Source organism: Pseudomonas sp. Au-Pse12, assembly GCF_021341665.1.
Classification (GTDB): Bacteria; Pseudomonadota; Gammaproteobacteria; order Pseudomonadales; family Pseudomonadaceae; genus Aquipseudomonas.
The window spans coordinates 252,785-277,374 of record NZ_JAJTTH010000004.1; the positions used below are offsets into that span (position 1 = coordinate 252,785).

Genomic DNA, 24,590 nt, shown 5'->3' on the forward strand with positions numbered 1-24,590 from the left:
TCCCTCACTGGGCGCTTTGAAAACCTTCGAGAACGTTCACGGCGTTGATGCCGATTTCTTCCACCGCATAACCGCCTTCCATGACGAACAGCGTCGGCTTGCCGAGGGCGGCGATGCGCTTGCCCATGGCCAGGTAATCCGGGCTGTCGAGTTTGAATTGCGAGATCGGGTCGTCCTTGAAGGTGTCCACGCCCAGGGACACCACGATGATGTCGGCGCCATAGCGGTGGATCTCGTCGCAGGCCTGCTCCAGGGCCGCGCTCCACACCTCCCAGCCGCTGCCGGCGGCCAGCGGGTAGTTGAAGTTGAAGCCTTCCCCGGCACCTTCGCCGCACTCGTCGGCATAGCCCAGGAAGAACGGGAACTCGGCTTCCGGGTGGCCGTGGATCGAGGTGAAGAGCACGTCGCTGCGCTCATAGAAAATCGACTGGGTGCCGTTGCCGTGGTGGTAGTCGACGTCGAGGATCGCGACTTTCCGGTGGCCCTGGTCGAGGAAGGCCTGGGCGGCGATGGCGGCGTTGTTCAGGTAGCAGTAGCCGCCCATCAGGTCGCTGGCGGCGTGGTGTCCCGGTGGCCGGCACAGGGCGAAGGCACTGTGGGCGCCATTCTGGATATGGGCCTGGGCGGTCAGCGCCACTTGCGCCGCGCTGTAGGCCGCCTGCCAGGTGCCGGCGGTGATCGGCGCGCCGCCGTCGAAGCTGTAGTAGCCCAGCTGGCCGTGCAGGCTGGTGGGGATCACGCCGCGCAGGGTGCGCGCCGGCCAGGTGTAGGGCAGCAGGTCGCCGTCGATGCCCTGCGCCGCCCAGCGTTCCCAGGCGCCCTGGAAAAAGTCCAGGTAGGCGCGGCTGTGGATGCGCTCGATGGGCCCCAGGCCGAAATCCCTGGGCGCCTCCACGGCCCCGAGGTTGCGCTGCTTCACCCGGTCCAGCACGTGGTTGGCCCTCGACGGCATTTCGAAGCAGGGCATCAGTTGCCCGTCGATGAGTTCACAACGGCCGTGGTGCAGGTGGTGATCGTCCGAGTAGATCGTCAGCATTTTCTTGTTCTCCGCAGGCTGATTCGGTGGCTCACAGTCTTGCGGGGCGCGGGGTTTGGGAGAACGGCAGGAGCGGCCAAAAGGGGATTGATCTGGCCAAAGTGTTTGACCGAAATTCGCCCCTTAAAGAGGCATGGCGCCCCTTGCGGGGCGCCATCCGGTTCAGCTGGCAGGCGGGGTAGGGACGTAGCGCTGCAGGACCTTGAGCATGTCCTCGCGTTTTTTCCGGGCAATGGCTTCCAGCAATAGTGCGTAGCCCTTTTTCTCGCAGTGCTGGCCGACAGTCGGGTCGGCGCCTTTCTCCAGCAGCAGGGTGAACAGCTCCAGGGTGTCCTGCTGGCTGACGGAGGGCGACTGGGCGTCGGCGGAGGTCTTGTCGGCGACCAGGGTCAGCAGGCTTTCGCCGACGGGCTGGTTGTAGCAGGTGCCACGGCCGTAGCTCAGGTTGAGGTTGGCGCCGGCCGCTATCAACTGCTTCATGGCCACGTAGTTGTTGCCCGAGAAGGCCCGGTACAGCGCGGTTTCGCCATCATTCTTGTTGCGCAGGTCGAGGTTCTGCGGGTACTGCAGCAGCCAGCTGAAGCCTTGCAGGCTGCGCTTGTTCTCGGCCATCTGCATCAGTGGCGTCACGCCCTGGCTGTCGGGTTCGTCGATGGCCACGCCCGCCTCGATGAGGAACTTCAGGCGCCCGCCCTGGCTCAGGTCGAGGCTGTCGCCCAGGTCGCGGCGCATGGCCAGGGTGGCCAGGGTGGTCCAGTTGTACAGGCCGCTGGTGTGGGCGCCGTGCTCCAGCAGCAGCCGGGCGATGTCCAGGCGCGGCGCGTCCAGGGCGTGTAACAGGGCACTGCGGCCATCGTCGGCCATGACCTCGCCGCTGATGCCACTGGCCAGCAGGCGCTGCACTTCGCTCAGGTCGCCGGCATCCACCGCGTTCACCAGCGGCCAGAAGCCCTGGCACGCTTGTGGGTTGGCGGCGCTCAAGCCCAGGCGCTGCAGGACCCGGGGCGGGATGCTCATCTGGCGTCGCAGGCGCAGGCCGCAATACACCCGATAGCCTTCGATGGCCCGGCCCTGATGGGCGTTGTCCAGCGGCCGCTGTTCGAACAGCGCCCAGTCCAGGTCCGCCAGGTTGAGGTAGGTCGGCATGCGTCCAGGGTCGCGGCGCAGCACTTCCTGGAGCCAGGGGCGGGCAGTTTGCAGCTGGCCGGCCTGGCTGGCCCAGAAGGCGATGTCATTCAGCAGGCCGGCGTATTCACGGCGCTCGGTGGCGATGCTGCGAAAGTCATGGGTGACGAAGAAGTCTTCCACTTCGCGGATGCCCGGCAGTTTGTCCTTGGCCGTGCGCAGTTGTTCGTGCAGCGCGCGGAACTCTTTCCAGAGGCTGTCCGGGTTCGAGGCTGGCGCTGGCACAAAGGCGTTGACGGTGATCGGCCCGCGGCCTTGGGTGAAGGGGCGGAACCACGGCGGGAATGTCTCCAGGGCCTGCAACCACTGCCGCCCGGTTTCCTCGCTGATGGGTTGCAACGGGGTGAATTCCATCTGGCTCAGGTCCTGGCGGTGACTGATGGCCAGCAGCGGGTGCTGCGGATCGCGCTGGTCGACCAGCAGGTAGCGCCCGCTAAGTTGCCACTCCGATGGCTCCTTGCACTGGAAGCTCAGGGGCGTCAGGGTGATGCCGGGGACCAGGGTGTTGCTCGTGGGCCAGATGTCGCTGACCTGGAGGTCATCGCCCGGGGCCACGCAGGCCCGCAGCTCTTTGGGGCTGAACAGGGCCATCGGCGGCGACTTGTAGACCCGCTGCCGGTAGTGCAGGTCCTGATAGGCATTGAAGTAGAACAGCCCGCGGTACTGGCTCAGGACAATCCGCAGCGGCATCCGCTCCAGGCCCGGCAGGGGGAACGGCTTGAGCTCCAGGGTGGCGGTTTCCGGGGCGTCGAGGACGAAGTTGCGGCGCATTCCCGACCATTTGAACCAGGCCAGGTCCAGGTCGAAGGCCTGGGCCACGGGGGCGCCGGCCAGCAGTGCCAGCGCCAGGCCAAGCCCGCGAATGCCGATGCGCCGGGCGATGGCGCCTGAGAATAGCTTCAACGTTGCAGTCCCTTGCCGGTAGAAAGCCCGGCAATGTAATGCAATCGGCGCCGCTGTGCCGGGCTTTGTTTCCGGGGCGCAGCGGGCTCGGCGCCACGCCTCAAAGACGAAACGCCGTCGCCGGCGGTGGCGGCGCAAAGCCTTGCAGCACCTTGAGCATGTCGTCGCGCTTGCGCCGGGCCATGATCTCCAGCAGCCAGGTGTAGCCGTTGTTCGCGCAGTAGCGGCCGACGTTGGGATCGGCGCCGCGCTGCAGAAGCAGGGTGAACATGTCCAGGCTCTCTTGCTGGCTGACCCAGGGATTGATGACCTCGGGCGAGCCCTGTTCGGCCACGATCATCAGCAGGCTTTCGCGAATCGGCTGCCCTGCGCAAACATTGCGGCCGTAGCTCAGGTTGAGGTTGGCACCGGCCTCGATCAGTGGCCTGGCAGCGGCGTAGTTGCCGCTCTTGAGCGCCAGGAACAGCGCGGTTTCGCCGTCTGGCCCGCTGCGCTTGTCGAGGTCCTGCGGGTGTTGCAGCAGCCAGTTGAAGCGCTCGATGTCGTCGCGCTCCTTGGCCATTGCCTGCAGCACGGTGCCGCCCTGGGCATCTTGTTCATCGATCGCGGCGCCGGCCTGCAGCAGGAAGTTCAAGCGCTTGGCCTGGCTCAGGTCCGGGTTGTCCTTGAGGTCGCGGCGCATGGCCAGGAACACCTGGGTGCGGCCGTTGTACTGGCCCTGGGGGCGGGCGCGATAGGTCAGCAACAGCCGGGCGATGTAGAAGTTGGGTTTATCCAGCGCGTGCAACAGCGCCGGGCGCCCGTCGTCGGCGATGACGTCGCCGCGCAGGCCGTTCTGCAACAGGCGCCGGACCTCGGCCTCGTCACCCTGGTCCACCGCCGTCACCAGCGGCCAGGAACCCTGGCAGGTCTGTTCGCTGGCTGCCGCAAGATCCAGGCGTTGGGTGACCCTGGCGGGTATCCCGAGCTGGCGTTGCAGGCGCAGCCCGCAGTACAGCCGATAGTTCTCCTTGGCCCGGCCCAGGTGCCTGGAGTCCGTGGGCTGCTGTTGGTACAGGCGCCAGTCCAGGTCCGCCAGATTGAGGTAGGTGGGGACGCGGCCAGGGTCGCGGCGCAGCACGTACGCCAGCCAGGGCCGGGCACTCTGCAAGTGGCCAGCCTCGGTGGCCCAATAGGCGATGTCGTTGAGCAGGCCGGGGTAGGCACTTCGCTCGGGGGCGATAGCGCGAAAGTCGTGGCGGGTGAAGAAGGCTTCCGCCCGGGCGATGCCCGGGGCCTTGTCCTTGGCGTCGCGCAATTGCGCGTGCAGCTGGCGGAACTCTGTCCAGACCTGCTCCGGGCTCGGCGCCGGGACATAGGGCTGGACCGTCAGCTGGCCGCTGCTGGCGTCAAAGGGCTCCAGCAACTTCGGGTATTTGTGCAGGGCCTGTTGCCATTGCTGCTGGAGCTCGGGGCTGATCGGTTGCTGCGGGGTGAAGTCGATCCGTGCCTCGCCCTGGCGCTGACCGATGGCCAGCAACGGCCGCTGGGGATCGCGGCTGTCCACCAGCAGGTAGCGATTGCTCAACTGCCAGCCTGGGCTCTGGCAGTCGAAACTCAGTTTGGTCAGGCTCAGGGCGGCTTCCAGCTGCTTGCTCGACGGCCAGTTGTCCGTGGCCTCAACGGGGCGCTGCTCGGGCACGCAGGCCTGTAGCGCCTGGGCATCGAACAGCGGCAAGGGCGGTGACTTGTAGACCCGCTGCCGGTACTGCCCGTCCGCATAGCCGTTGAGGTAGAACAGCCCGTGGTATTGGCTGAGGATCACCCGGGCCGGCGGCTGGGCCAGCCCGGGCAGGGGAAAGGGTTCGAGTTGCAGCGTGGCGGTTTCCGGGTCGTCCAGCAGGATGTCGCTCTGCATTTCCCACCAGCGGATTTTGGACAGCTCGAAGGCCTGGGCGAGGGGGAGGCCGGCTAGCAGCACCAGCGCCAGGCACCCCTCGCGAATACCGATGCGCCGGGCGATGGCGCCTGTGAATAGGTTCAAGCTTGCAGTCCCTTGCCGGTTTCAAAGCTCGGCAATGTAATGCAATTGGCGGCTTTATGCCGGGGTTTGTCTCAGGGCCGGAACTGGCTCGGCGCCACGCCGCTCCAGCGGATGAAGGCATGGCGAAAGCTCGCGGTTTCGCTGAAGCCCAGGGCCTCGGCGATGCGGTAGATGGGCATCTGGTCTTCGCAGAGCATCTGCTTGGCCCGCTCGAAGCGCAGTTCGTCCAGCAGCTCTTGATAGCTGCAGCCCAGGTCGCGCAGATGGCGGCGCAGGGTCCGGGCCGAGCAGTTCATCTGTTCCGCCAGCCCCTCCAGCCCCGGCGCGGCGTCCAGTTGCGCCGCCAGCAACTGGCGGATGCGCCCGAGCCAGGCTTGGCGCCCGGTGAACTCGGTGTTCTGCTTGCGGCAGCGTTCGGCCATGGCCTGGTGGGTGATTGCATCCGCCAGGGGCAGGGGTTGTTCAAGCCATTGCTGGTCGAAGGCGAAGGCGTTGCTGCGGGCGTTGAACTGCAGCGGACAGTCAAAGGGTTCGCGGTAGCGTTGTTGATAGTCCGGCGCCGGGTAGTCGAAGCGCGCGCCCAGCAGCGGCAGCGGGTGGCCCAGCAAGTCGTCGCAGATGACCTTCATCGACACCAGGCAGAACTCGGTGTTGAACGCCGCCAGGGCCGGGCATTCGCGATAGCCGGCGGCGGTCAGCCAGATGCGCGGGCCGTCGGCTTCCAGGCTCAGCTCGAAAAGTGTTCCCAACAGCGCCGGATAGCGCATGGCCAGGCGCAAAGCGTCACCTAAGGTGGCACTGGTGAGCAGGGCATAGCCGAGCATGCCGTAGGAGGACACGTGCATGCGCCGGCCCAGTTCCAGGCCGATATCCCGTTGCAGGGCCACGGCGTTGGCGCACACCAGCATCTCCTGATTGGTGGTGATGCGGGGGTCGGCGCGGCTCAGGTCAGCGGGGTTTATCCCGCTACCGGCCAGCAGGGCTTCACTGTCCTGGCCCTGTTCCTTGAAGGTGTTGAGCACCAGGGAAACGGCGTTGAGGGTGGTGAGGTGCGAGTGCAGCATGCGCAGATTCCAGCCTGGGAAAGACCCTTAACCGGAGCAAGTTGCATGCCGCGAAGCGCCATGTGTGGCGAGGGAGCTTGCTCCCGCTCGGCCGCGCAGCGGTCGTAAGGCCGGTTATCGCGGTGTTCCAGGCAGGAAAGGGGCAGCCGGTTCTGGGCTGGCTGCGCCATCCAGCGCGAGCAAGCTCGCTCGCCACAGTGGGTGGCGCGCACTGCTTGTTTGTGGCGAGGGAGCTTGCTCCCGCTCGGCCGCGCAGCGGTCGTAAAGCCGGTTATCGCGGTGTTTCAGGCAGAAAGGCGCCGCTGGTTCTGGGCTGGCTGCGCCATCCAGCGCGAGCAAGCTCGCTCGCCACAGTGGGTGGCGCGCACTGCTTGTTGTGGCGAGGGAGCTTGCTCCCGCTCGGCCGCGTAGCGGTCGTAAAGCCGGTTATCGCGGTGTTTCAGGCAGAAAGGGGCAGCCGGTTCTGGGCTGGCTGCGCCATCCAGCGCGAGCAAGCTCGCTCGCCACAGGGGGTGGCGCGCACTGCTTGTTTGTGGCGAGGGAGCTTGCTCCCGCTCGGCCGCGCAGCGGTCGTAAAGCCGGCTATCGCGGTGTTCCAGGCAGAAAGGCGCCGCTGGTTCTGGGCTGGCTGCGCCATCCAGCGCGAGCAAGCTCGCTCGCCACAGGGCGGTGGCGTGGGATCAGGCCAGCTCGCCACACAGGTCCAGTTCCACCAGGCGCCGCACTTCGGCGCTTTCCAGGCCCGCACCGAGCAGCGCATTGAGCTTGCCGAACGCCGCCTCCCGAGTCATGCCGCCGCCGGACAGCACGCCCACGCCGCGCAGGCGGCTGCCGGCTTCGTAGATGTCCAGCTCCACACCGCCTTCATGGCACTGAGTCACGGCGACCACCACGATCCCGCGCTCATGGGCGCGCTTGAGGCTGGCGAGGAAGGCCGGGTTGTCGCTGGGGCCGGTGCCGCTGCCGAAGCATTCCAGTACCAGGGCCTGGATCCCGCTGTCGAGCACGCCGTCCAGCAGCTCGGCGCCGATGCCGGGGAACAGCGGCAGCACGCCGACCTTGGCCAGTTGCTTGGCCTGGCGGTAATCCAGCGCCGCAGGAAGCGCTTCGGCTCTGGCACCGCCGCCATTGCGTTGCAGGGCGGCAAACGGGTGGCGACCGAAACTGCGGATCTTCGCGCAGCGGGTCGGTGCCAGCCGCTCGCCGTGGAAGTACAGGTGCACGCCCGGGGCCAGGCCCTGGCCCAGGGCCAAGAGGGCGCCACTGAGGTTTTCCCAGGCGTCGCTGTCGGGCACGCCGGCTGGCAGCATCGAGCCGGTGAAGACCACGGGTGCCGGCAGGCCCAGCAGCTGGAAGCTCATGGCGGCGGCGCTGTAGGCCAGGGTGTCGGTGCCGTGCAGAATCAGCACGCTGTCGCAACCCTGGTCCACGGCCTCGACCACCGCTTCACGCAGGCGCTGCCAGTAGTCGGGGGTCATGTTGGCGCTGTCGATCAGCGGCGCCATCTCGTGAAAGCGCCAGGCCGGCACCCGCAACTCGGGCTGGCTGTCGAGGTAGGCGCGCATGCGCACGTCGAAACCCGAAGCCGGGGCCAGGCCGTCGGCGCTGGCCTGCATGCCGATGGTGCCGCCGGTGTAGAGCACCATGACGTGCTGGGCGGCAGGGTAGGTCGAAGGGTTCATGGGGTTCTCCGAAGCGGTGAGTTCCTGTGGGAGCGGGCAAGCCCGCTCGCACATTTATCGAACTGTAACCGACGGGTGCAGAGGATGCGCCCGTCGTTCACCCGTCAGCGTTGCGCTGCGGGCACGCCTTGCGGCTCGGCCTGGGCGGGGGCCGAAGGTTCGGCAGGCCAGGCCTTCAGGTCCAGGTCCAGATCGGCGAACTTGCGCGAGTCGAACACCGGCTGGTCGACGCCGGCGCGGCGCTGCTCGTCGTAGTCGCGCATCACCCGCAGGCCGACCTTGAACAGCATGGCCAGGGCTATCAGGTTGACGAAGGCCAGGCAGGTCATGGTGATGTCGGCGAAGGCGAACACGGTCGAAAGGTCCTGCATCGAACCCCATACCACCAGCGCCAGCACCAGGCCGCGGAACAGCATCAGCACGGTGCGGTTGCGGGTGAGGAACTGCAGGCTGTTCTCGCCCAGGTAGTAGTTGTAGAGGATGCAGGTGAAGACGAACAGCGACAGCGCGACGCTGACGAACAGGCGACCCCAGTCACCGACCACGGCGGCCAGTGAGTTCTGGGTCAGGACGATGCCGTCGCCTTCGAAGCCCGGGGTGTAGAAGCCCGACAGCAGGATCAGCAGCGCGGTGCAGGTGCAGATCACGAAGGTGTCGAGGAACACGCTGAAGGCCTGGACCACGCCCTGGGCGCCCGGGTGCTTCACGGCGGCCACGGCGGCGACGTTCGGCGCACTGCCCAGGCCCGCTTCGTTGGCGAACACGCCACGCTTCACGCCCATGACGATGGCGCTGCCGAGCAGGCCGCCGAAGGCCGGGTCGAGGCCGAAGGCGCTCTTGATGATGGTCTCCAGCATGGCCGGCACGTGTTCGATCTGGGTGCCGATCACGTACAGGGTCACGGCGATGTAGGCCAGGGTCTTGACCGGGACCAGCAGGTCGGACACCGCGGCGATGCGCTTGATGCCGCCGATGAAGGTGATGGCCAGCAGCACCGCCAGGACGATGCCGGTGTGGCTTGGGGCGAAGGCAAAGGCGTCCTGCAGCGAGTGCGTCACGGTGTAGGACTGCAGGCCGATGAAGGCGAAGCCGTAGGTGACCAGCAGCAGGATCGAGAACAGCACCGCCATGCCTTTGAGCTTCAGGCCGTGCTGGATGTAGTAGGCCGGGCCGCCGCGGTACAGGCCGTCGCCGTCGGCGCGCTTGTAGACCTGGGCCAGGGTGCATTCGAAGAAGCTGCTGGACATGCCGACCAGCGCGGTCACCCACATCCAGAACACCGCGCCAGGGCCACCCAGGGTCACGGCGATGCCGACGCCGGCGATGTTGCCCGCGCCCACCCGGCCAGCAAGGCTGAGCATCAGCGCCTGGAACGAGCTGAGCTGGCCGCCGGTGCTTTTCAGGCTGTCGCGGAACACCGCGAACATGTGGAGGAAGTGGCGCAGTTGAACGAAACGCGAGCGGATCGTGAAGTAGCTGCCGAGCCCGACAATGAGCACGATCAGCACTTTCCCTGAGAGGAAGTCGTTGATGACTTCGAGCATGGATTATTCCTCGCTGTTTTTTGTGTAGGCAAAAGCAGAGCGGACGGAAACATTCTGTTACACCGCTGATTGCACGCACGGCAAAGCGGTGGAGCGATTGTTCGTCCCGGTTCTATATTTCGCGGGTTGTTATTAGTTCGGGTTTCCCGTGGGTTTGAGCCTCGTTACCGACGGCTGCCCACGTGAAGAGGGGGCGCACTATACCGGTGCGCGGGCTCGCCGTCTGCATATAGCGCATCGAGCCGAGGAACGGCAGGGGGCGGGAGGCTGAATCGGTTCTTGTCCTGGCCCGTAAAAAACCGCAAACAGGGCTGCAAGGGGCGCCGGCATCATCCCCGCGCCGTCCCTGCGGAGCTTGGGCGCGGGCTTGCCAGCGAAGGGGCCCGCAAGAGCGCTTTCGCCGGCAAGGACGCGGTGTTCAGAAGTAATAGCCGATGTTGAGGTTGGTCCGGTAATACCACTGGTTGCTGCCGCTGGAGGTGGTGCTGGTGAAGCCGCTGCCATTCTCCGCGCCACCGTAGGGGTTGGCGTTCCTGGCCCAGGTCAGGTCCAGCCAGGCCATCACTGGCAGTGCCAGGAACTGCGCGCCCACGGTGTACATCTGCGAGTCGTCCCAAGCCCGTTGGTCTTTGCGCATGCGGCTGTAGTCGTTGTACAGCTTGATGCGCTTCAGTTGCCCAAGCCCGGGAGTGTCGATGTCGTACCCCAGGTTCAGCGAGGCCACGCTGGCCCGGGCGGCGATCAGGTAGGCCGGGGTCAGGCCGTTGCCGCCCATCAGCACTGAATGCGTGCTGACGCCATTGGGGTTCTTTGGATCGAACTGGTAGCGAATGGCCTGGCTGGTCAGGGTCCAGGGGCCATGATTGATCACCGCGTGCAGCCCCGCTGCCCAGTAGTTGCCGTTGTCCCGGGTGCTGGCGTTGTACAGCTGGGCCGTGGCCAGGGAGGCGCCCAGCTCGGTTTTCCAGTCGTCGACGCTGAAGGTCCGAGCGACCCGGGCATTGAGCTGGTTGCGTTTTTCGTTGTCCTGGCGCGACTGCACGGCGGCGATGGTGTTGTCGTTCAAGTCGGCGTAGCGGCCGACTTCCGGCGAGTAGCGTATGCCGCTGGGCAGCATCCGCGGGAAGTAGGCCAGTTGCACATCCCAGTCCGCGTCCTTGTGGCTGTACTTCAAGCCACTGCCGGCGCTGGAGCCGTAACCGAGAAAGAACGGGATGTGATAGCTCCAGCCGAATTGCGGGTAGGGCTCCAGGCCGAAGGGTTTGAAGGGCGCTCCCAGTTGCAGGGTCGATTGAGCGTTCAGCCGGTAGCCGACGAAACCCCGGTCGATGGAACGCTTGCCGTCATCCTGGAACCAGTAGCCCAGGTCGCTGTAGAGGTTCTGGTAGCGGGCCTGGACGTCCAGGCGGAAGGTGTCGAACAGCAGGCGACCGTTGTTTTCCGTGGTCTGCCAATGTTCGTCGCGGTAATTCAGGCGCAGGGCGCCGCCGATGTCCAGGCTGCTGTCGCCGTCCGTGCTGCGCCAGGAAACATGCGGGAAGGGCTTGTTGGCGGCGTTGGCGCGCACCGGTTCGGAAGGCACCGGTTCAACGGCGAAACCGGCGCAACTGATCACTAGCAGGCTGGCACCCAGGGCGTGACGCTTCATCTTGATCTCCTCCTTAATGAGTTGAGGAGGGCAAGAGCAGAAACCATGCCAGTCGCCACGCTGTTTGATTATGGAAAAATACTTTTAAATCAATGATTTATATGAGAAACAAGGCTCCCTTGTACAACCCTTGGAACAGCGGGTTACAGAGGTAACAGGGGGCCTTGCCCGGTGCGTCTTTATTGCACCTTGGGGGTATTACGCGGGCAGGGTGTTTTATGGGTGAACCGCGGGACGCAGCCCCATGGCGCGGGCTTGTTGGCGAAAAAACGGGTTGAAAAAGGCTGAGGCCGATCAGTTAGGGACAAGCACTGTACGGGTGGCGAGGGAGCTTGCTCCCGCTGGGCCGGGCTGGCGTACCAGCGCGCAGCGGCCCCAAAAATGGGACTGCTACACCCCGGAGCGCCGGCCGGTCCCACGGGAGCAAGCTCCCTCGCCACAGGTTTTTTTAGCCGGGCAGCCTTCCCGCAACCGCGCAGATTACAGATCCAGCACCAGGCGCTGGCTCTTGCAGCCCGAGACACAGACCATCATCGAGCGGTTGGCCGCCCGTTCGGCCTTGCTCAGAACGCCGTCGCGGTGGTCGACTTCACCTTCCAGGACCCGGGTCTCGCAGGAACCGCAGACCCCTTCGCGACAGCTGTGGTCGATGTCGCAACCGGCCTCCAGCAGCACGTCCAACAAGCTCTGGGCCGGGTCCACCGCCAGGGTTCGCCCGGACTTTTTCAGTTCCACGCGGTAGTGGCTGCGGGCGTCTGCGCTCGGGGCGATTTCGCCGGCGCTGAAGCGCTCGACATGGCTGTGGACATAGCCCAGGCGTTCGCAGGTGCTTTCAAAGGCATCGAGCATCGGCGTCGGGCCGCAGCAGTAGAAGTGGCTGTCGCCGGGGTAGCCGGTCAGGTAGTCGCCCAGGTCCGGTGGCAGGCCTTGCTCATCGTTGAAGTGGTAACGCACCGGGGCCCCGAGGCTGTCGAGGCTGGCCACCAGCGCCGCTTCCTGGCGCGAGCGCGCGCAGTAGATCAGCTCGGCGGATTTTCCCAGGGCCAGCAGCTGGCGGAACATGCAGTAGATCGGCGTGATGCCGATGCCGCCGGCCACCAGCACGCTGTGCTTGGCGTCGAGGTCCAGGGCGAAATGGTTGCGCGGCGCCGAGATCGACAACGCCGTGCCCACCCGCAGTTGGCTGTGGATGTACTCCGAGCCGCCGCGGCTGTTGCGGTCGCGCAGGATGCCCAGGCGGTAATGCCCGGGATCGCCCGGTGCGTTGAGCAGCGAGTAGCTGCGCACCAGGCCGTTGGCCAGGTGCAGGTCGATATGGGCGCCGGCCTCGAAGGCCGGGAACCGGGTGTCGCCCAAGGGCCGCAGCTCGACGCTGATGATGCCCTCGGCTTCATAGTGCAGGCTTTGCACCCGGGCGGTGAGGAGCGGGGATGTGCACATCATTCACCTCTTTCAGGACAGCGCGGCGGGGATCGGGCTCGATCCCCGCCGGTCGGGTTCACGCCAGTTGCCTGGCGTCGATCAGTTCCAGTTGGGCCTTGGCGGCGCTCTTCAGGTAGCGCCGCAGACGCACCACTCCGAGGTCGTGCTGGTAGAGGTTTTCCCGCTGGTTGGCGTCGGCCTCCATGAATTCCAGCAGCACCCGGTCCTGCTCCAGCACCGCCCAGTGGCGCGCCTCCAGGCGGTTCTTGTAGAGGAAGCGCCAGGTGTCGCGCTGCCAGCCAGTGAGCGGGCGGCAACGCCAGTGGAACACCGCCGCCAGGGCGCGACTGCTGGGGGTGTAGCTGCCGATGATGGTGAAGTTGCCCCCCGGGCCGCCGGTTTTCGGGTAGGGAATTTCCAGGCGCAGCCAGTGGCAGCCGTTATCGAGGAACTCGGTCCAGTCGAAGTTGACCCCGCGCTGGCCTTCCTTCTCGAAGACGAAGCCCTGCTCGGTGTCGCGGGTGACGAAGCGCGCGGTGGCTTCGCCTTCGCTCATGGAGTGGGACATCTTGTGCAGGTAGGTGCCGTGCATCGGGTCCATGACGTTGTCCAGCACATAGCGGTAGTCACCCTGCCACTCGGTGTAGCAGAGGAAGTGGCTCCATTCGGGGTGGGTCAGTTGCTCCGGCAGCACCAGCTCCGGCGCCTGGTCCAGGTGCGGGTCGCTGGCGTTGAACAGGAAGATCGCCCCGGCCGCTTCGCGGGTATGGAACATCCGCGTTGGCCGGCTGCCTTCAAGTTTGCACCCGGGGCTGCCGGGCACCTTGAGCACGGTGCCGTCGCAGCGCACTTCGATGCCGTGATAAGGGCATTGCAGGCGATCGCCCAGCACCGGGCCCTGGGACAGTGGCGCGCCACGGTGCGGGCAGTGGTCTTCCAGGGCATGGACGCGGCCATCGTTGTCGCGCCACAGGGCGATCTTGTAGCCCAGGCGGCGGATGGACACGGGCTTGCCCCCCAGATGCTCCGACGGCAGTACGGGAAACCACAGGTCTTTCAGGCCATTGGCCAGGTGTTGCTCAACAGGATCGACGGTCAGTTGCAGGTTCATTTCTTATTGTCCTCCGACGGGTCATTCGCCCAATCGAGCCATGAGGGTTTTATAGGCATCCGCCGTCCACTGGCCCTCGGTCAGGGGGCAGGGCGGGCCGGCCCGGTCAAGGTGTTCAAGCAGCGCCGGCAGTTCGCTGATGCCATTGCCAAAGGCGCGTTCGATGGCGTCTCCCAGCAGGTCCTCGAAGGGTGTGCTGGGACGTTTGCGAGCCTGATGCGGCTCCAGATAGGGTACGCGGGCGGTCATTTCATGAGTCTCCTTCACGGGGTCTGCTCAGGCTTTGGGTTTGTCGGTGAGGAATTTGCCCTGGGGCGCCTCGACGTGTTGCTGGCGGCGGGTGTGGCCGTCGATGCCACCGGCAATCGCCCATTCGGCGAACACCGTGGGGCCGGGCTCGAAGCTGCGCGGCTGCCATTGCCCGGTCAGTTGGTCCTCGTCGGCGTAGTACTCCACCAGGGCCCCGGCGGGGTTCTTGAAGTACCAGAAGAACGCCGATGACACCGGGTGCCGGCCGGGGCCGATTTCCGTGGCCCAGCCGCTGCGGGAAATGTGCATGCCGCCGCCAAACACCTCGTGCACATCGCGCACGGTGAAGGCCACATGGTTGAGCCCGGCCCGCGGCGCCGGCAGTTGCAGCATGAACAGGTCGTGGTGGCCGCCTTCCTCGGCGCTGCGCAAAAAAGCCCCGCGGTCCGGGTAGCGGTCCGAGGCCTGGAAGTCGAAGCGCTGGTGGTAGAAGGCTTCGCAGGCGTTCACGTCCTTGACGAAAAACACCACGTGGCCGACCTCGATCGGCGTGGCGCGTTCGTAGATCGGTGCCGGCTTGTTGATCCGGCCCTTGGTCTGCCAGGTGTTGTGGCCGCTGCACTCGATGTCCAGGGCGCGCTTGCGGGTCACTTGCAAGCGGATGGCCAGGCCGTTGGGGTCGGTGCAGCCGATGCGCCCGTCGCCTTCGACGAAACCCGGGTCGGCGGCGATGCGCTGGCGGTACAGCGCCAGGTCGGCGGCGTTTTCCACGCCCCAGACCACTTCGCGCACCGTGGAGCCGGCTTCGATCGCCGGCGGCAGGCCGGGCCGGTTCAGGTCCGCCAGCACCACGCGACAGCCGTTGAGGGTTTCGAAGACCACCTCATCCGCCTGGGTGCTGACCTGCTGCAGGCCCCAATCGCGGAAAAACCGCACGCAGGTGTCGAGGTCCTCGACGCCGTAAGTGACTTCATCAATGCCCAGAACACTCATTGCACTACCTCGTTGCCCAGACCGGCCCAGGCCAGTGGTTGTGGGTTCATGCCCCAGTAGAGGCTCTTCTGTTCCATGTACTGCAGGATCCCCAGGCGGCCCTTTTCCCGGCCCAGGCCGCTGTCGCGCCAACCGCCGAAGGGGGTGGAAATCGAGAACTGCTTGTAGGTGTTGATCCACACCGTGCCGGCCTGGAGCTTGCGGCCCAGGGCCCAGGCGCGCTTGTAGTCGCGGCTCCAGATCCCGGCGGCGAGGGCGTACAGGCTGTCGTTGGCCTGCTCCAGCAACTGCGCTTCGTCCTCGAAGGGCAGGGCCACCAGCACCGGGCCGAAGATCTCTTCCTGGCACACCTGCTGCTGGTTGTGCAGGCCTTCGAGGATGGTCGGCGGGTAGTAGAAGCCACGCTCGTAGGCCGCTCCCGCCAGGCGTTCGCCGCCCAGGCGCAGGCAGCCGCCAGCGGCCAGGCCCAGGGCCACATAGCGTTCCACCGACTGGCGATGCTCGGCGCTGATCAACGGCCCCATCTGGGTGCACTCGTGCGCCGGGTCGCCGACCCGCAGCCGGCTCGCCGCGTCTACCAGCCGGTCCATGAACGGCTGGTACAGGCGCTGGGCGACAAACAGCCGCGAACCGGCGATACAGGCTTCGCCCGAGGAACTGAAGATGCCGTACAGCACCCCGGCCACGGCGTGGTCGAGGTCGGCGTCGTCGAGCACGATGGTCGGCGACTTGCCGCCCAGCTCCAGGGACACCGGCATCATCTTGTCGGCGGCGATGTGCGCGATGTGCTTGCCGGTACGGGTGCCGCCGGTGAACGAGACCTTTTTCACCAGGGGGTGGCGAGTCAGGGCGTCCCCCAGCAGCGAGCCCTTGCCCGGCAGGACGCTGACCAGTCCCTTGGGCAGCCCGGCGTCGTCACAGATGCGCGCCAGTTGCAGGGCCAGCAGCGGGGTGATTTCCGCCGGCTTGATCACCACCGCGTTGCCGGCGGCCAGGGCCGGCGCCAGCTTCTGCGCCTCACTGGCGATGGGCGAGTTCCAGGGCGTGATCGCGGCGATCACGCCCATGGGCTCGTAGACGCTCATGCTGACGAAATCCCCCCGGGACGGGGTGATGGTCTCTTCCAGGGTTTCGCAGGCGGCGGCGAAGAACTGAAAGGTCGCGGCCGCGCTGGCCACCAGGGCCCGGGTTTCATTGATCGGCTTGCCGTTGTCCTGGCGTTGCAACTGCGCCAGCTCCTCGCCGCGCTCACGGATCAGCCCGGCAATGCGCAGCAGCACCGCCGCCCGCTCATGGGGCTTGCGCTGGGCCCAGCCGCTGTGGAGGAACGCCTGATGGGCGCCTTGCACCGCCTCCTCGACATCCTGCAGATCGGCGGCATTGAGCCAGGCCACCACCTCGTTGGTGGCGGGGTAGTGGCTGGCATAACGGGCCCCCCGGCCCAGGCGCCAATCACCGGCAACACAAATCGGTAACGACTGTTCAACACTCATAAAAACCTCAGCTTCAAGTGGCAAGCCGCAAGCTGCAAGTGACGGCAAGCGCGCTGTGCACGCTTTAACTTGCCGTTTGCCGCTCACCCCTTGCCGCTGCTCTTACTCATATGGATAGGCCGTGAGCGTGGTTGCCCAGGGCCCGGATCACGCTGTACACGGTCAGCGCCGACGTTTTCGGATTGGCCGCCAGCGGCTTGCCTCGCAGGCTCAGTTCGAAACCGCCAAAGGCGCCCCGGGCCTGGAACTGATGGACGTTCTCGTCACTGTGCGGGTCGGCGATCAGCGTCACCCGCGTGCGGTCCAGGCCGATCCCGGCCAGGGACAAGGTGGCGGCGACGTTGGCGTTCTTCGGGTACAGCCGCGCCGCTTCCCGTGCGCTGCCCTGGAAAATCACCGTGGCTTCGCTGATGCGCTCCAGGTCGCAGGCCTGTTCGCCAGGGGTGTTTTTCCAGGCCCGGGCCGGTTTGCGGCCGGTGTAGTCCACCGAGTCCAGGCCGCCGACCTTGGCCGCCGACAGCGCGTCGATGCCGCCGATGGCCCCCGGCAGCAGCTCGATGCGGGTACGGCCGTGCTCGGCCGCGGCTTCCAGGCGCTCCACCAGGCCCGGCTGCGAGAGCGCGCCCACCGAGACGATCAGGCAGGCGATGCCCCGTTCCAGCGCGGGCAGCACGTGTTCCTCAAGGGCCTGGTGGCCGGCGCACTCCAGCAGCAGGTCGGGCCGGGCCTCGGCCGGCAGGGCGGTGAGCACTTGGGGCGGATGCTGCAAGCGGGCCAGGCGCTGGCGGGCGGCGGCTTCGGAGCCGGGCGAAACGATCACCCGGTCCACCCGCAGTTGCCGGTCCTGTTCCAGCAGCTCCAGCACGCCAAGGCCAATGGCCCCGCAGCCGATCATGGTGATGTGCAACATGGCGCATTCCTCAGGCATTGGCTTTCTGGGCTTGGGTTTCGCTGTTGGGCGGCCCGGCGAACGCGGTGGCGAAGTTGCCGACGCTGAGCATGTCCACCTCCAGCAGGAAGGGGCCGGGCTCGCGCTGGGCGTGGTCCAGCAGCCCGCCGAAATCCTTGAGGTCGCTGACCAGGCCGTGGCGCAGGCCAATGGATTCGGCGAGCTTGCTGTAGTCCGGCGTGTGCAGGTCGACGTAGCAGTGACGGCTGCCGTAGACCGCGTCCTGGATGTTGCGGATGACCCCGTAGCGCTGGTCGTTCATCAGCAGGATCACCAGGTTGACGCGCTCCTGGACCAGGGTCGCCAGCTCACCCAGGTTGAGGATGAAACCGCCGTCGCCGGCCAGGGCAAAGACCTTGCGCTGTGGCGCATTGACCGCTGCGGCCACGGCGGCGCCGATGCCCATGGCCAGGCCCTGGCCGATACCGCCGCCCAGGGCGTGGATGCCGCAGCGCGGGTGATACAGGGTCAGCAGGCGGTTGCCCCAGATGCTGTTGGACAGGGTCACGTCGCGCACCCAGGTGAAGTCGCGACCGGTGTGGGCCTGCAACTGCTCGACCATGGCCGAGTAGGGCCCCAGGTCCGCCAGCAGCTGCCGGCGCGAGGCGGCGCGCACCGCCTTGAGTTCGGCGAGGAACTCCGGGTTGCCGTGCAAACGGCCTTCGAGCCGCTCGGCCAGGCCTTCAAGGGCCAGGGCGGCATCGCCGCAGACAAACCGTTCGCTGGGGTAGCTGCGCCCTTCGATGGCCGGGTTGGCGTCGATGCGCAGGGTGTTGTGGGGCAGCTTCAGGCTGTATTTGAAGGTTTCGTTGCTGCGCAGGCGCGAGCCGGCGATCAATAGCGCGTCGCAGCTTTGCAGGAACTGCTCGACCTGCTTGTTCTGCGAGAAAGCGCCGAGGCAGCGTTCATCGTCCTCGTTGACCACGCCCCGGCCCTGGGTCGAGGTGATGATCCCCAGCCCGAGGTCCATCAAGCGCTTGACCTGGGGCCCGGCGTGCCGCGCGCCGCCGCCCAGCCAGAGCAGCGGGCGGCGGGCCTGCGCCAGGCGGTCGGCCAGCTGGTCCAGGGCCTCGGCGGCGGGCACCGCCACGGCCACCGGCAAGGGCGAGAGGTCGGTGGGCATGGGGATCAGGGTCGACTGGATGTCGATGGGAATCTCCACGCTCACCGGCCCGGTGGGCGCGGTCAGGGCGGTTTGCACCGCCAGCTTCAGGGTGCTCAGGGCGGTTTCCACGCTGCGCACCCGGAAGGCCGCCTTGGACACCGCCTTGAGCATGCTCAGCTGGTCCCGGGCTTCGTGGATATAGGCCAGTTCCTGGTCCAGGTAGGGGGTTTCGATCTGCCCGGTCAGGTGCAGCAAGGGCGTGCCGGCGGTCAAGGCTTCCACCAGGGCGCCGGCGGCATTGCCGGCCGCGGTGCCGGTGGAGGTCAGGCACACCCCCAGGCCGCCGCTGGCCCGGGCATAGGCGTCGGCCATGTTGGCCGCCCCGGCTTCGCCCCGGGCCATGACAAAGCGGATGTTGCCGCGCACCGCGAAGGCATCGAGGATCGGCATGTTGTGGATCGAGATCACGCCAAAGGCGGCCTTGACGTCGCACTGTTCGAGAAAGGCGGTGATGACCGCTCCGACGGTGACCATTGGTTCGTTACGCATGGCGGCAGAGGCCTCCGGAAACATCGATATGGCTGCCCGTGGTGTAAGCGCTTAGAGGCGAGGCCAGGAACAGGATGGCTTGGGCTGCCTCGATCGGCAGGCCCAGGCGTCCCAGGGGAATCTGTTTGCGCTGGGCCAGTTGGGCGGTCCATTGCGTCCAGTCGAGGTGGCGTTCTTCCCGGGCTTCGAAGCGCCGGCGCCATTGCCCGGACTCCACCAGGCCCACGAGGATGCCGTTGACCCGGATGCCATCGGCGGCGAACTCGCTGGCCAATGAGCGCACCAGGTTCAGCACCCCGGCGCGGGCCGCGGACGTGGCCACCATGTGCGGTTCCGGCTGGCGCGCCAGCAGCGAGTTGACGCAGACGATTGCCGCCTCGGGCTGGCCGTCGAGCTGGGGCTTGAAGGCTTGCACCGGGTTGATCACCGAGAAGAACTTGAGGTTCAGCTCTTCGCTCCAGGCTGCGGCGCTGGTGTCGGCAAAGGTCGACACCCGGCCTTGCCCGGCGTTGTTGACCAGCACGCTGGCCGGGCCCAGGGCCTTCAGGCTGGCGCTGGCGAAGGCGCCCACGGCGTCGGCGTCGAGCACGTCGCAGACCCGCGCCAGCAGCTGCGCCTCGGGGAAGCGTTCGCGCAGGCGCTGTTGCGTCGCCTCCAGGCGCTCCGGGTCGCGGCCACAGAAGGCCACCTTGGCGCCGGCCTGCAGCAGCAGTTCGACGCAGGCCAGGCCGATGCCCGACGAGCCGCCGGTGACGATGGCCGTGCGGCCTTGCAGTTGATAAGGGCTCATTTCAATCCCTCATCAAGGCGGTGACCCGCGGCTGCCCGTCATGGGCCGCGCTGTTGTAGTTGAGCAGGCGCGACAGCTCGTCGGCGCTGCGGCGCACCTGCAACAGCAGTTCGTTGTAGTTGATGTGGCCGACCTGGGCGGTGGCGATGGTCACCCCCAGGGCGGCGACGATGCCGCCGCTCTGGTCACGCACCGGGGCCGCCACCGTGGAAATGCTCGGCTCGAAGAAGCCTTCGCCGCTGACAAAGCCCCGCTGGCGGTCGGCCTGGACCATGTCGAACAGCGCCATCACGGTGCCTGGCGTGCTGTGGGAGTGCTGCTCCAGGTGTTCCTCCGGGTACAGCTCGCGCAGCTCGGCCAGGGACAAATCCCCCAGCAGCACCCGGCCGAGCACCGTGGCGTGGGCCGGCAGGCGGGTGCCGACGCTGACCGCGCTGGAGAACACCGAGGGCGGCGAAACCTTGGCCACGTAGACGATCGAGCGGCCGTCGCGCACCACCAGGTTGCTCGGGTAGTTGAGGCGGTCGCACAGCCGCGCCAGCAGCGGCTGGCCCAGCTCGGTGAGCTCCAGCGACGCCAGGTATTCGAAGCCCAGGCGCAGCACCGACATGCCCAGGCGGTATTCATTGCCGCTGCGGGTGACGAAACCCATGGTTTCCAGGGTGGTCAGCAGACGGAAGATGGTCGAGCGCGGCAGGGCCAGGCGCCGGGCCAGCTCCGGGGCGGTGAGGGTGCGGTTGCTGCGGCTGAATTCGCACAGCAGCAACAGGCCCCGTTCCAGGCCCGGGACGATGTACTTGTCCTGAGGGTCCTTCAGCAGATCGGCGTCGTTCATAGGGGTCTACCTGTCAGGGATTCTTCGATGGCGCAGGCCAGGCGGCCCGCCACCACCAGCGGTTGTTCGACGGGGCTGGCGTGGCCCGCGTCGGCGATCAGGTTGAAGCGCGCGTCCAGCGCCTTGGCCAGGGTCAGGCAACCCTCGGCCGGGGTGATGCGGTCGGCTTCGCCGCAATGCACTTCGCAGGGCATGCCGGGTGGGCCATGGCGCAGCAGGTCGTCACCACACAGCAGCTCGATGGCCTGGCGATACCCGGCGGGGTTCAGGCGGGCCATGTTCCAGCGCACCCAGGCCAGGGCCTGGGGCGTGGCGGTGGGCGAAAGCATGTGGGCGCTGCGGTGTTCGGCCAGGCCGGCGATGCCCAGGCGCTCTAGCGTGTCCAGGCGTTGTTGGCGCACCTGCCGGCCCTGTTCGGCCAGCGCTGGCGCGCCGTAGCCCCGGGCCGGGCTGATCAGCAGCAAGCGGCTGACCCGCCGGGCCTGGGCGCTGCGGGCCAGGGCCAGGGCCGGCAACGCGCCCAGGGAGTGCCCCACCAGCACGCATTGCTCGATCTCCAGCGCGTCGAGCATCTGCAGCAGCCGGGCGGCGTAGTGCTCGGCCTTCGGCGCGGGTGATTCCAACGGGCTGGAATCACCGTAGCCGGGCGCGTCCCAGGCAATGACCCGGGCCTTGGGCGCCAAGTGCTGTGCGACTTCCAGCCAGGAGGCCGCCCCGGAGCCGATGCCGTGCAGCAGCACCAGCGCCGGCCCCGCGCCGCCTTCACGCAGCGCTTGGCGGCCGCCGCTGGCCGTCACCAGGCGCTGGGGAAAGTCCCGGGCCAGCTGGGCTTGCAGGTCCGCCGTCGCTGCCGGTTGAGAGAGGCCTGGGAACATGGCCTTACCCGCGCTTGATCGAGGCCAGAGGGTGCTCTGGCGGGTAAGTCGGGGTGATCGGCTTCTTCGCGCCGAGCATCACGCACATCAGCGCGTCTTCATCGCCGATATTGATCTCCTCGCGGTAGACCCCCGGCGGCACCGACACCACGTCACGTTCGTTGAGGATGGTTTCAAAGCGCTCGCCGTCTTTTTCCAGCACCAGCTTGAGCCTGCCGCGCAGGACGAAGAACACTTCCTCGACATCGATGTGCAGGTGCGACGGGCCCTCATGGCCGGCGGGGATGACCATGGTGGAAAAGGTGAAGTGTTCGGCCGGGATGGTGTTGCTGTCGTTGCTGATCCCGGTGCCGCCGGTGCCGATGTAGCGCATCTGCGCGCGGCGGTATTTGGGGTCGTAGTCGGCCTGGAACTTCAGCGCATCCCAGTCGTACTGGCGGGTTGCGTAGCGGGCGATGCGGGTGTTCATCCAGCTTTCCAGGCTGGCCCCGGCCGGGCGCTCCCAGCTTCTGGCTTGAGGGTTGGCGGATAGATCGGTCATGGCAGTCTCCATTCAGGGCATGACGAACCCGCCGTTGACCGGCAGGGTTTGTCCAGTGATGAAACGGGCAAGGTCGGACAGGGCGAACAGCACCGCGCCGCTGACGTCTTCGGGCAGTTGCGGGCGTTGCAGGGCGCGCTGCTCCAGGTACAGGCGATGGCGCGCCTCGGGCACATAGGCGGTGGCTTCCACCTGCACCAGGCCCGGGGCGATGGCGTTGACGGTGATCCCGTCGCCCCCCAGCTCCCGCGCCAGGCTGCGGGTCATGGCGATGATGGCGCCCTTGCTGGCGACGTAGGCCAACAGGTTCGGCGCGCCCCACAGCGGCGTGTCCGAGGCCAGGTTGACGATGGCCCCGCGCCCGCTGGCGCGCAGGGCCGGCAGGCAGCCCTTGGTCATCAGCCAGGTGCCGCGCACGTTGACCTGCATCACCTGATCCCAGGTGTCCAGGGTCAGTTGCTCGCAGCTCTTGCCCCCGGAATGGGTGATCGAGGCGTTGTTCACCAGGCCGTCGAGGCCGCCCAGCAGCTCCACGGCGGCGTTGATGCAGGTGTCGATGGCGTCGGGGTTCGCCAGGTCCAGGCTCAGGGCGCGGACATCCAGGCCCTGGTGGCGCAGGTCGACGGCGGCCTGTTGCACCCGCTGTTCCAGCACATCGGCAATCACCACCCGGGCTCCGGCGCGGGCAATGGCTTCGGCGAAGGCGTAGCCCAGGCCACGGGCGCCACCGGTAATCAGGACCCGGCGGTCCTGCAGCAGATCGCTTGGGGTGTTCATCATTGGCTACTCAACATGGCTTTGGGCAGGTAGTGCAGGACGCGTTTTTCCGCCCAGACCACGGCGCCGTAGGCGATCACCCCGATCAGGGTCAGCATGACGATGGCGACGAACACCCCGGCGGTGTTGCCCTGGCCTTCGGCGTCCACCAGGAGGAAGCCCAGGCCCTGGTTGCCGCCCACCAGCTCGCCCACCGTGACCCCGATCACCGCCAGGGTCGAGGCAATGCGCAGGCCGGAGAACAGCGCGGCCATGGCCGAGGGAAACTCCACCAGGCGGAAGATCTGCCAGCGGCTGGCGCTCATGGTGCGCACCAGGTTGATCATGTCCGGGTCCACGGTGCGGATCGCCGACAGCACGTTGATCATCACCGGGAAGAACACGATCAGGATGGCGATCAGGATCTTCGGGTAGACGGTGTAGCCCAGCCACATCACGAACAGCGGGGCGAAGGCCACCTTCGGCGCAATCTGCAAGGCCAGGATGTAGGGCGAGAGCACCGCTTCGGCGGTGGGCGACAGGCCCAGGGACACACCGATGGTCAGCCCGAGGAAGGCGCCGAGGGCAAAGCCGACGATGATTTCCAGGGCGGTGACCAGGGTGTGCTGCCAGAGGTTGCCGCTCTGCCACATGACCAGGCTTTCCTGGGCCACGCGGCTGAGCCTGGGCATGACGAATTCGGGCATGCCCAGCAGGCCCGGGCCCCACTGCCAGAGCAGCAGGAACACCAGCAGCAGCGCGGCGCTGCCGAGCACGGAGTGATTGAGGGTTTTCATCCGGGGTTGTACCTCGCAAGGGGCGGCGCTCATTGCGCAGCCACCGGGCTGTCGATGAACTGGTTGGTGTAGAGGTCGTCGAGCCTGGGCTCCTGGCTGACGATGCCTTCGCTGACATAAAACTGGCGCACCTGCTCCAGGCGCTGGGGGTCGATGCGCCCCAGCACCTGTTGGCCGGCATAGACGTGCTCGACATAGAGCTTGAAGATCCGCTCCAGAGCGTCCTCCTTGCCGGTGTAGGCCGGCACCGCCCTCGCGAAGGTCCGGGCCGCGGCGCGCGGGTCCTGGATAATGTCGTGCATGCCTTGCAGGGTGGCCTGGACCACCCCGCGCACCAGTTCCGGCTGGTCGCGGATCGCCGCATCGGAGGCGAGGATCGCCTGGGCCATGCTTTCGAAGATCTGTTCCCGGGGAATCAGTTGCACCTTGATCCCGGCGTCCTCGGCATTGATCACCCAGTCCGGCACGGCGGCCATGGCCTGGGCCTTGCCGGCGGAAAACAGCTGCCAGACCCCGGACGGGCCAGCGGCCTGGATGTCCACATCACCCTTGCTCAGGCCGGCTTTGCGCAGGGACGCGAGCAGCGCGTAGTAGGTGGTGTCCGAGTAGGACATCACGGTCAGGGTCTTGCCCTTGAGGTCGCCGATGGCCTTGATCCCGGCGCTGTGCGGGGTGGCGATCAGGGTCACCCCGCCGGCCCCTAGCAGTGCCACCGCGCGCACCGGAATGCCATTGGCCCGGACCACGATCGGGGTGTCGCCGATGGCGCCGCCCATCAGCGCGTTTCCGGCGCCGATCTGCTTGGCCACGTCGACCCCGCCCTTGGCGGCGATAAAGGTCAGGTTGAGGTTGCGGGCGGCGTAGTAGCCCTTTTCCTTGGCGATGATCCACGGCGCGAACGCCGGCAGGTTGGGCGGCGCCGGCAGCAGGTAGGTGACCTCCTGCGGGGCGGCCAGCGCGCCGTGCGCCAGGGTCAGGCCGAGGGCGACAGTAGCGGTGCGGCCGAGTCTTTGAAACAGCGACTTGAGCATGGGTACTCC

The 24,590-nt window shown here is 66.9% G+C and carries 21 protein-coding genes; all 21 read right to left on the bottom strand.

The window, feature by feature from the left end; translation table 11 throughout:
* Window positions 1–4: 4 nt before the first annotated feature.
* The 21 genes from LXM55_RS12940 to LXM55_RS13040 all read right to left on the bottom strand — a co-directional run bounded on the left by LXM55_RS12940 (window position 5) and on the right by LXM55_RS13040 (window position 24,581).
* Window positions 5–1,036 (bottom strand): histone deacetylase family protein, encoded by a 1,032-nt coding sequence (locus LXM55_RS12940; protein WP_233320730.1) that lies wholly within the window; start codon window positions 1,034–1,036, stop codon window positions 5–7.
* 162 nt (window positions 1,037–1,198) lie between these two features.
* A complete protein-coding gene (locus LXM55_RS12945) occupies window positions 1,199–3,124 on the bottom strand; it encodes an ankyrin repeat domain-containing protein (protein ID WP_233320731.1) in 1,926 nt (641 codons plus the stop codon).
* A 100-nt stretch (window positions 3,125–3,224) separates the two neighbouring features.
* Complete coding sequence (locus tag LXM55_RS12950; RefSeq protein WP_233320732.1) at window positions 3,225–5,147, bottom strand: ankyrin repeat domain-containing protein; 1,923 nt, start codon at window positions 5,145–5,147, stop codon at window positions 3,225–3,227.
* Between the two features lie 71 nt (window positions 5,148–5,218).
* Window positions 5,219–6,211, bottom strand: coding sequence for an AraC family transcriptional regulator (locus LXM55_RS12955; protein WP_233320733.1), 993 nt, complete (start codon window positions 6,209–6,211; stop codon window positions 5,219–5,221).
* A 680-nt stretch (window positions 6,212–6,891) separates the two neighbouring features.
* Window positions 6,892–7,893 (bottom strand): asparaginase, encoded by a 1,002-nt coding sequence (locus LXM55_RS12960; protein WP_233320734.1) that lies wholly within the window; start codon window positions 7,891–7,893, stop codon window positions 6,892–6,894.
* A gap of 104 nt (window positions 7,894–7,997) precedes the next feature.
* On the bottom strand, window positions 7,998–9,437 hold the full coding sequence (locus LXM55_RS12965) for an alanine/glycine:cation symporter family protein (RefSeq protein WP_233320735.1): 1,440 nt from the start codon (window positions 9,435–9,437) through the stop codon (window positions 7,998–8,000).
* A 418-nt stretch (window positions 9,438–9,855) separates the two neighbouring features.
* Window positions 9,856–11,085, bottom strand: coding sequence for a hypothetical protein (locus tag LXM55_RS12970; RefSeq protein WP_233320736.1), 1,230 nt, complete (start codon window positions 11,083–11,085; stop codon window positions 9,856–9,858).
* 480 nt (window positions 11,086–11,565) lie between these two features.
* On the bottom strand, window positions 11,566–12,525 hold the full coding sequence (locus LXM55_RS12975) for a PDR/VanB family oxidoreductase (RefSeq protein ID WP_233320737.1): 960 nt from the start codon (window positions 12,523–12,525) through the stop codon (window positions 11,566–11,568).
* Between the two features lie 58 nt (window positions 12,526–12,583).
* Window positions 12,584–13,618, bottom strand: a complete 1,035-nt coding sequence (locus LXM55_RS12980; RefSeq protein ID WP_233320738.1) for an aromatic ring-hydroxylating oxygenase subunit alpha — start codon at window positions 13,616–13,618, stop codon at window positions 12,584–12,586.
* Between the two features lie 21 nt (window positions 13,619–13,639).
* The gene (locus LXM55_RS12985) at window positions 13,640–13,867 is read right to left on the bottom strand and encodes a recombinase-like helix-turn-helix domain-containing protein (RefSeq protein WP_233320739.1); all 228 of its coding nucleotides are present in this window, start codon (window positions 13,865–13,867) and stop codon (window positions 13,640–13,642) included.
* 27 nt (window positions 13,868–13,894) lie between these two features.
* Window positions 13,895–14,860, bottom strand: coding sequence for a VOC family protein (locus LXM55_RS12990; RefSeq protein WP_233320740.1), 966 nt, complete (start codon window positions 14,858–14,860; stop codon window positions 13,895–13,897).
* Entirely contained in the window at window positions 14,857–16,353 is a 1,497-nt protein-coding gene (locus LXM55_RS12995; protein ID WP_233320741.1) for an aldehyde dehydrogenase, read from the bottom strand. Before LXM55_RS12995 ends, LXM55_RS12990 begins: the two co-directional genes overlap by 4 nt.
* 106 nt (window positions 16,354–16,459) lie before the next feature.
* Complete coding sequence (locus LXM55_RS13000; protein WP_060845005.1) at window positions 16,460–17,263, bottom strand: aspartate dehydrogenase; 804 nt, start codon at window positions 17,261–17,263, stop codon at window positions 16,460–16,462.
* Between the two features lie 10 nt (window positions 17,264–17,273).
* Complete coding sequence (locus tag LXM55_RS13005) at window positions 17,274–18,956, bottom strand: thiamine pyrophosphate-binding protein (RefSeq protein WP_233320742.1); 1,683 nt, start codon at window positions 18,954–18,956, stop codon at window positions 17,274–17,276.
* Window positions 18,949–19,746: an SDR family oxidoreductase gene (locus tag LXM55_RS13010; protein WP_060845004.1), complete on the bottom strand. Its 798-nt coding sequence runs from the start codon at window positions 19,744–19,746 to the stop codon at window positions 18,949–18,951. The genes LXM55_RS13005 and LXM55_RS13010 overlap by 8 nt, the downstream gene beginning before the upstream one ends.
* A gap of 1 nt (window position 19,747) precedes the next feature.
* Window positions 19,748–20,581, bottom strand: coding sequence for an IclR family transcriptional regulator (locus tag LXM55_RS13015; RefSeq protein WP_233320743.1), 834 nt, complete (start codon window positions 20,579–20,581; stop codon window positions 19,748–19,750).
* Entirely contained in the window at window positions 20,578–21,456 is an 879-nt protein-coding gene (locus LXM55_RS13020; protein ID WP_233320744.1) for an alpha/beta fold hydrolase, read from the bottom strand. Before LXM55_RS13020 ends, LXM55_RS13015 begins: the two co-directional genes overlap by 4 nt.
* A 4-nt stretch (window positions 21,457–21,460) precedes the next feature.
* Window positions 21,461–21,997, bottom strand: coding sequence for a cupin domain-containing protein (locus tag LXM55_RS13025; RefSeq protein ID WP_233320745.1), 537 nt, complete (start codon window positions 21,995–21,997; stop codon window positions 21,461–21,463).
* 12 nt (window positions 21,998–22,009) lie between these two features.
* Complete coding sequence (locus LXM55_RS13030; RefSeq protein WP_442799757.1) at window positions 22,010–22,774, bottom strand: SDR family oxidoreductase; 765 nt, start codon at window positions 22,772–22,774, stop codon at window positions 22,010–22,012.
* Window positions 22,774–23,550 (bottom strand): ABC transporter permease, encoded by a 777-nt coding sequence (locus LXM55_RS13035; RefSeq protein ID WP_233320747.1) that lies wholly within the window; start codon window positions 23,548–23,550, stop codon window positions 22,774–22,776. The genes LXM55_RS13030 and LXM55_RS13035 overlap by 1 nt, the downstream gene beginning before the upstream one ends.
* A gap of 29 nt (window positions 23,551–23,579) precedes the next feature.
* A complete protein-coding gene (locus LXM55_RS13040) occupies window positions 23,580–24,581 on the bottom strand; it encodes an ABC transporter substrate-binding protein (protein WP_233320748.1) in 1,002 nt (333 codons plus the stop codon).
* Window positions 24,582–24,590: the final 9 nt, after the last annotated feature.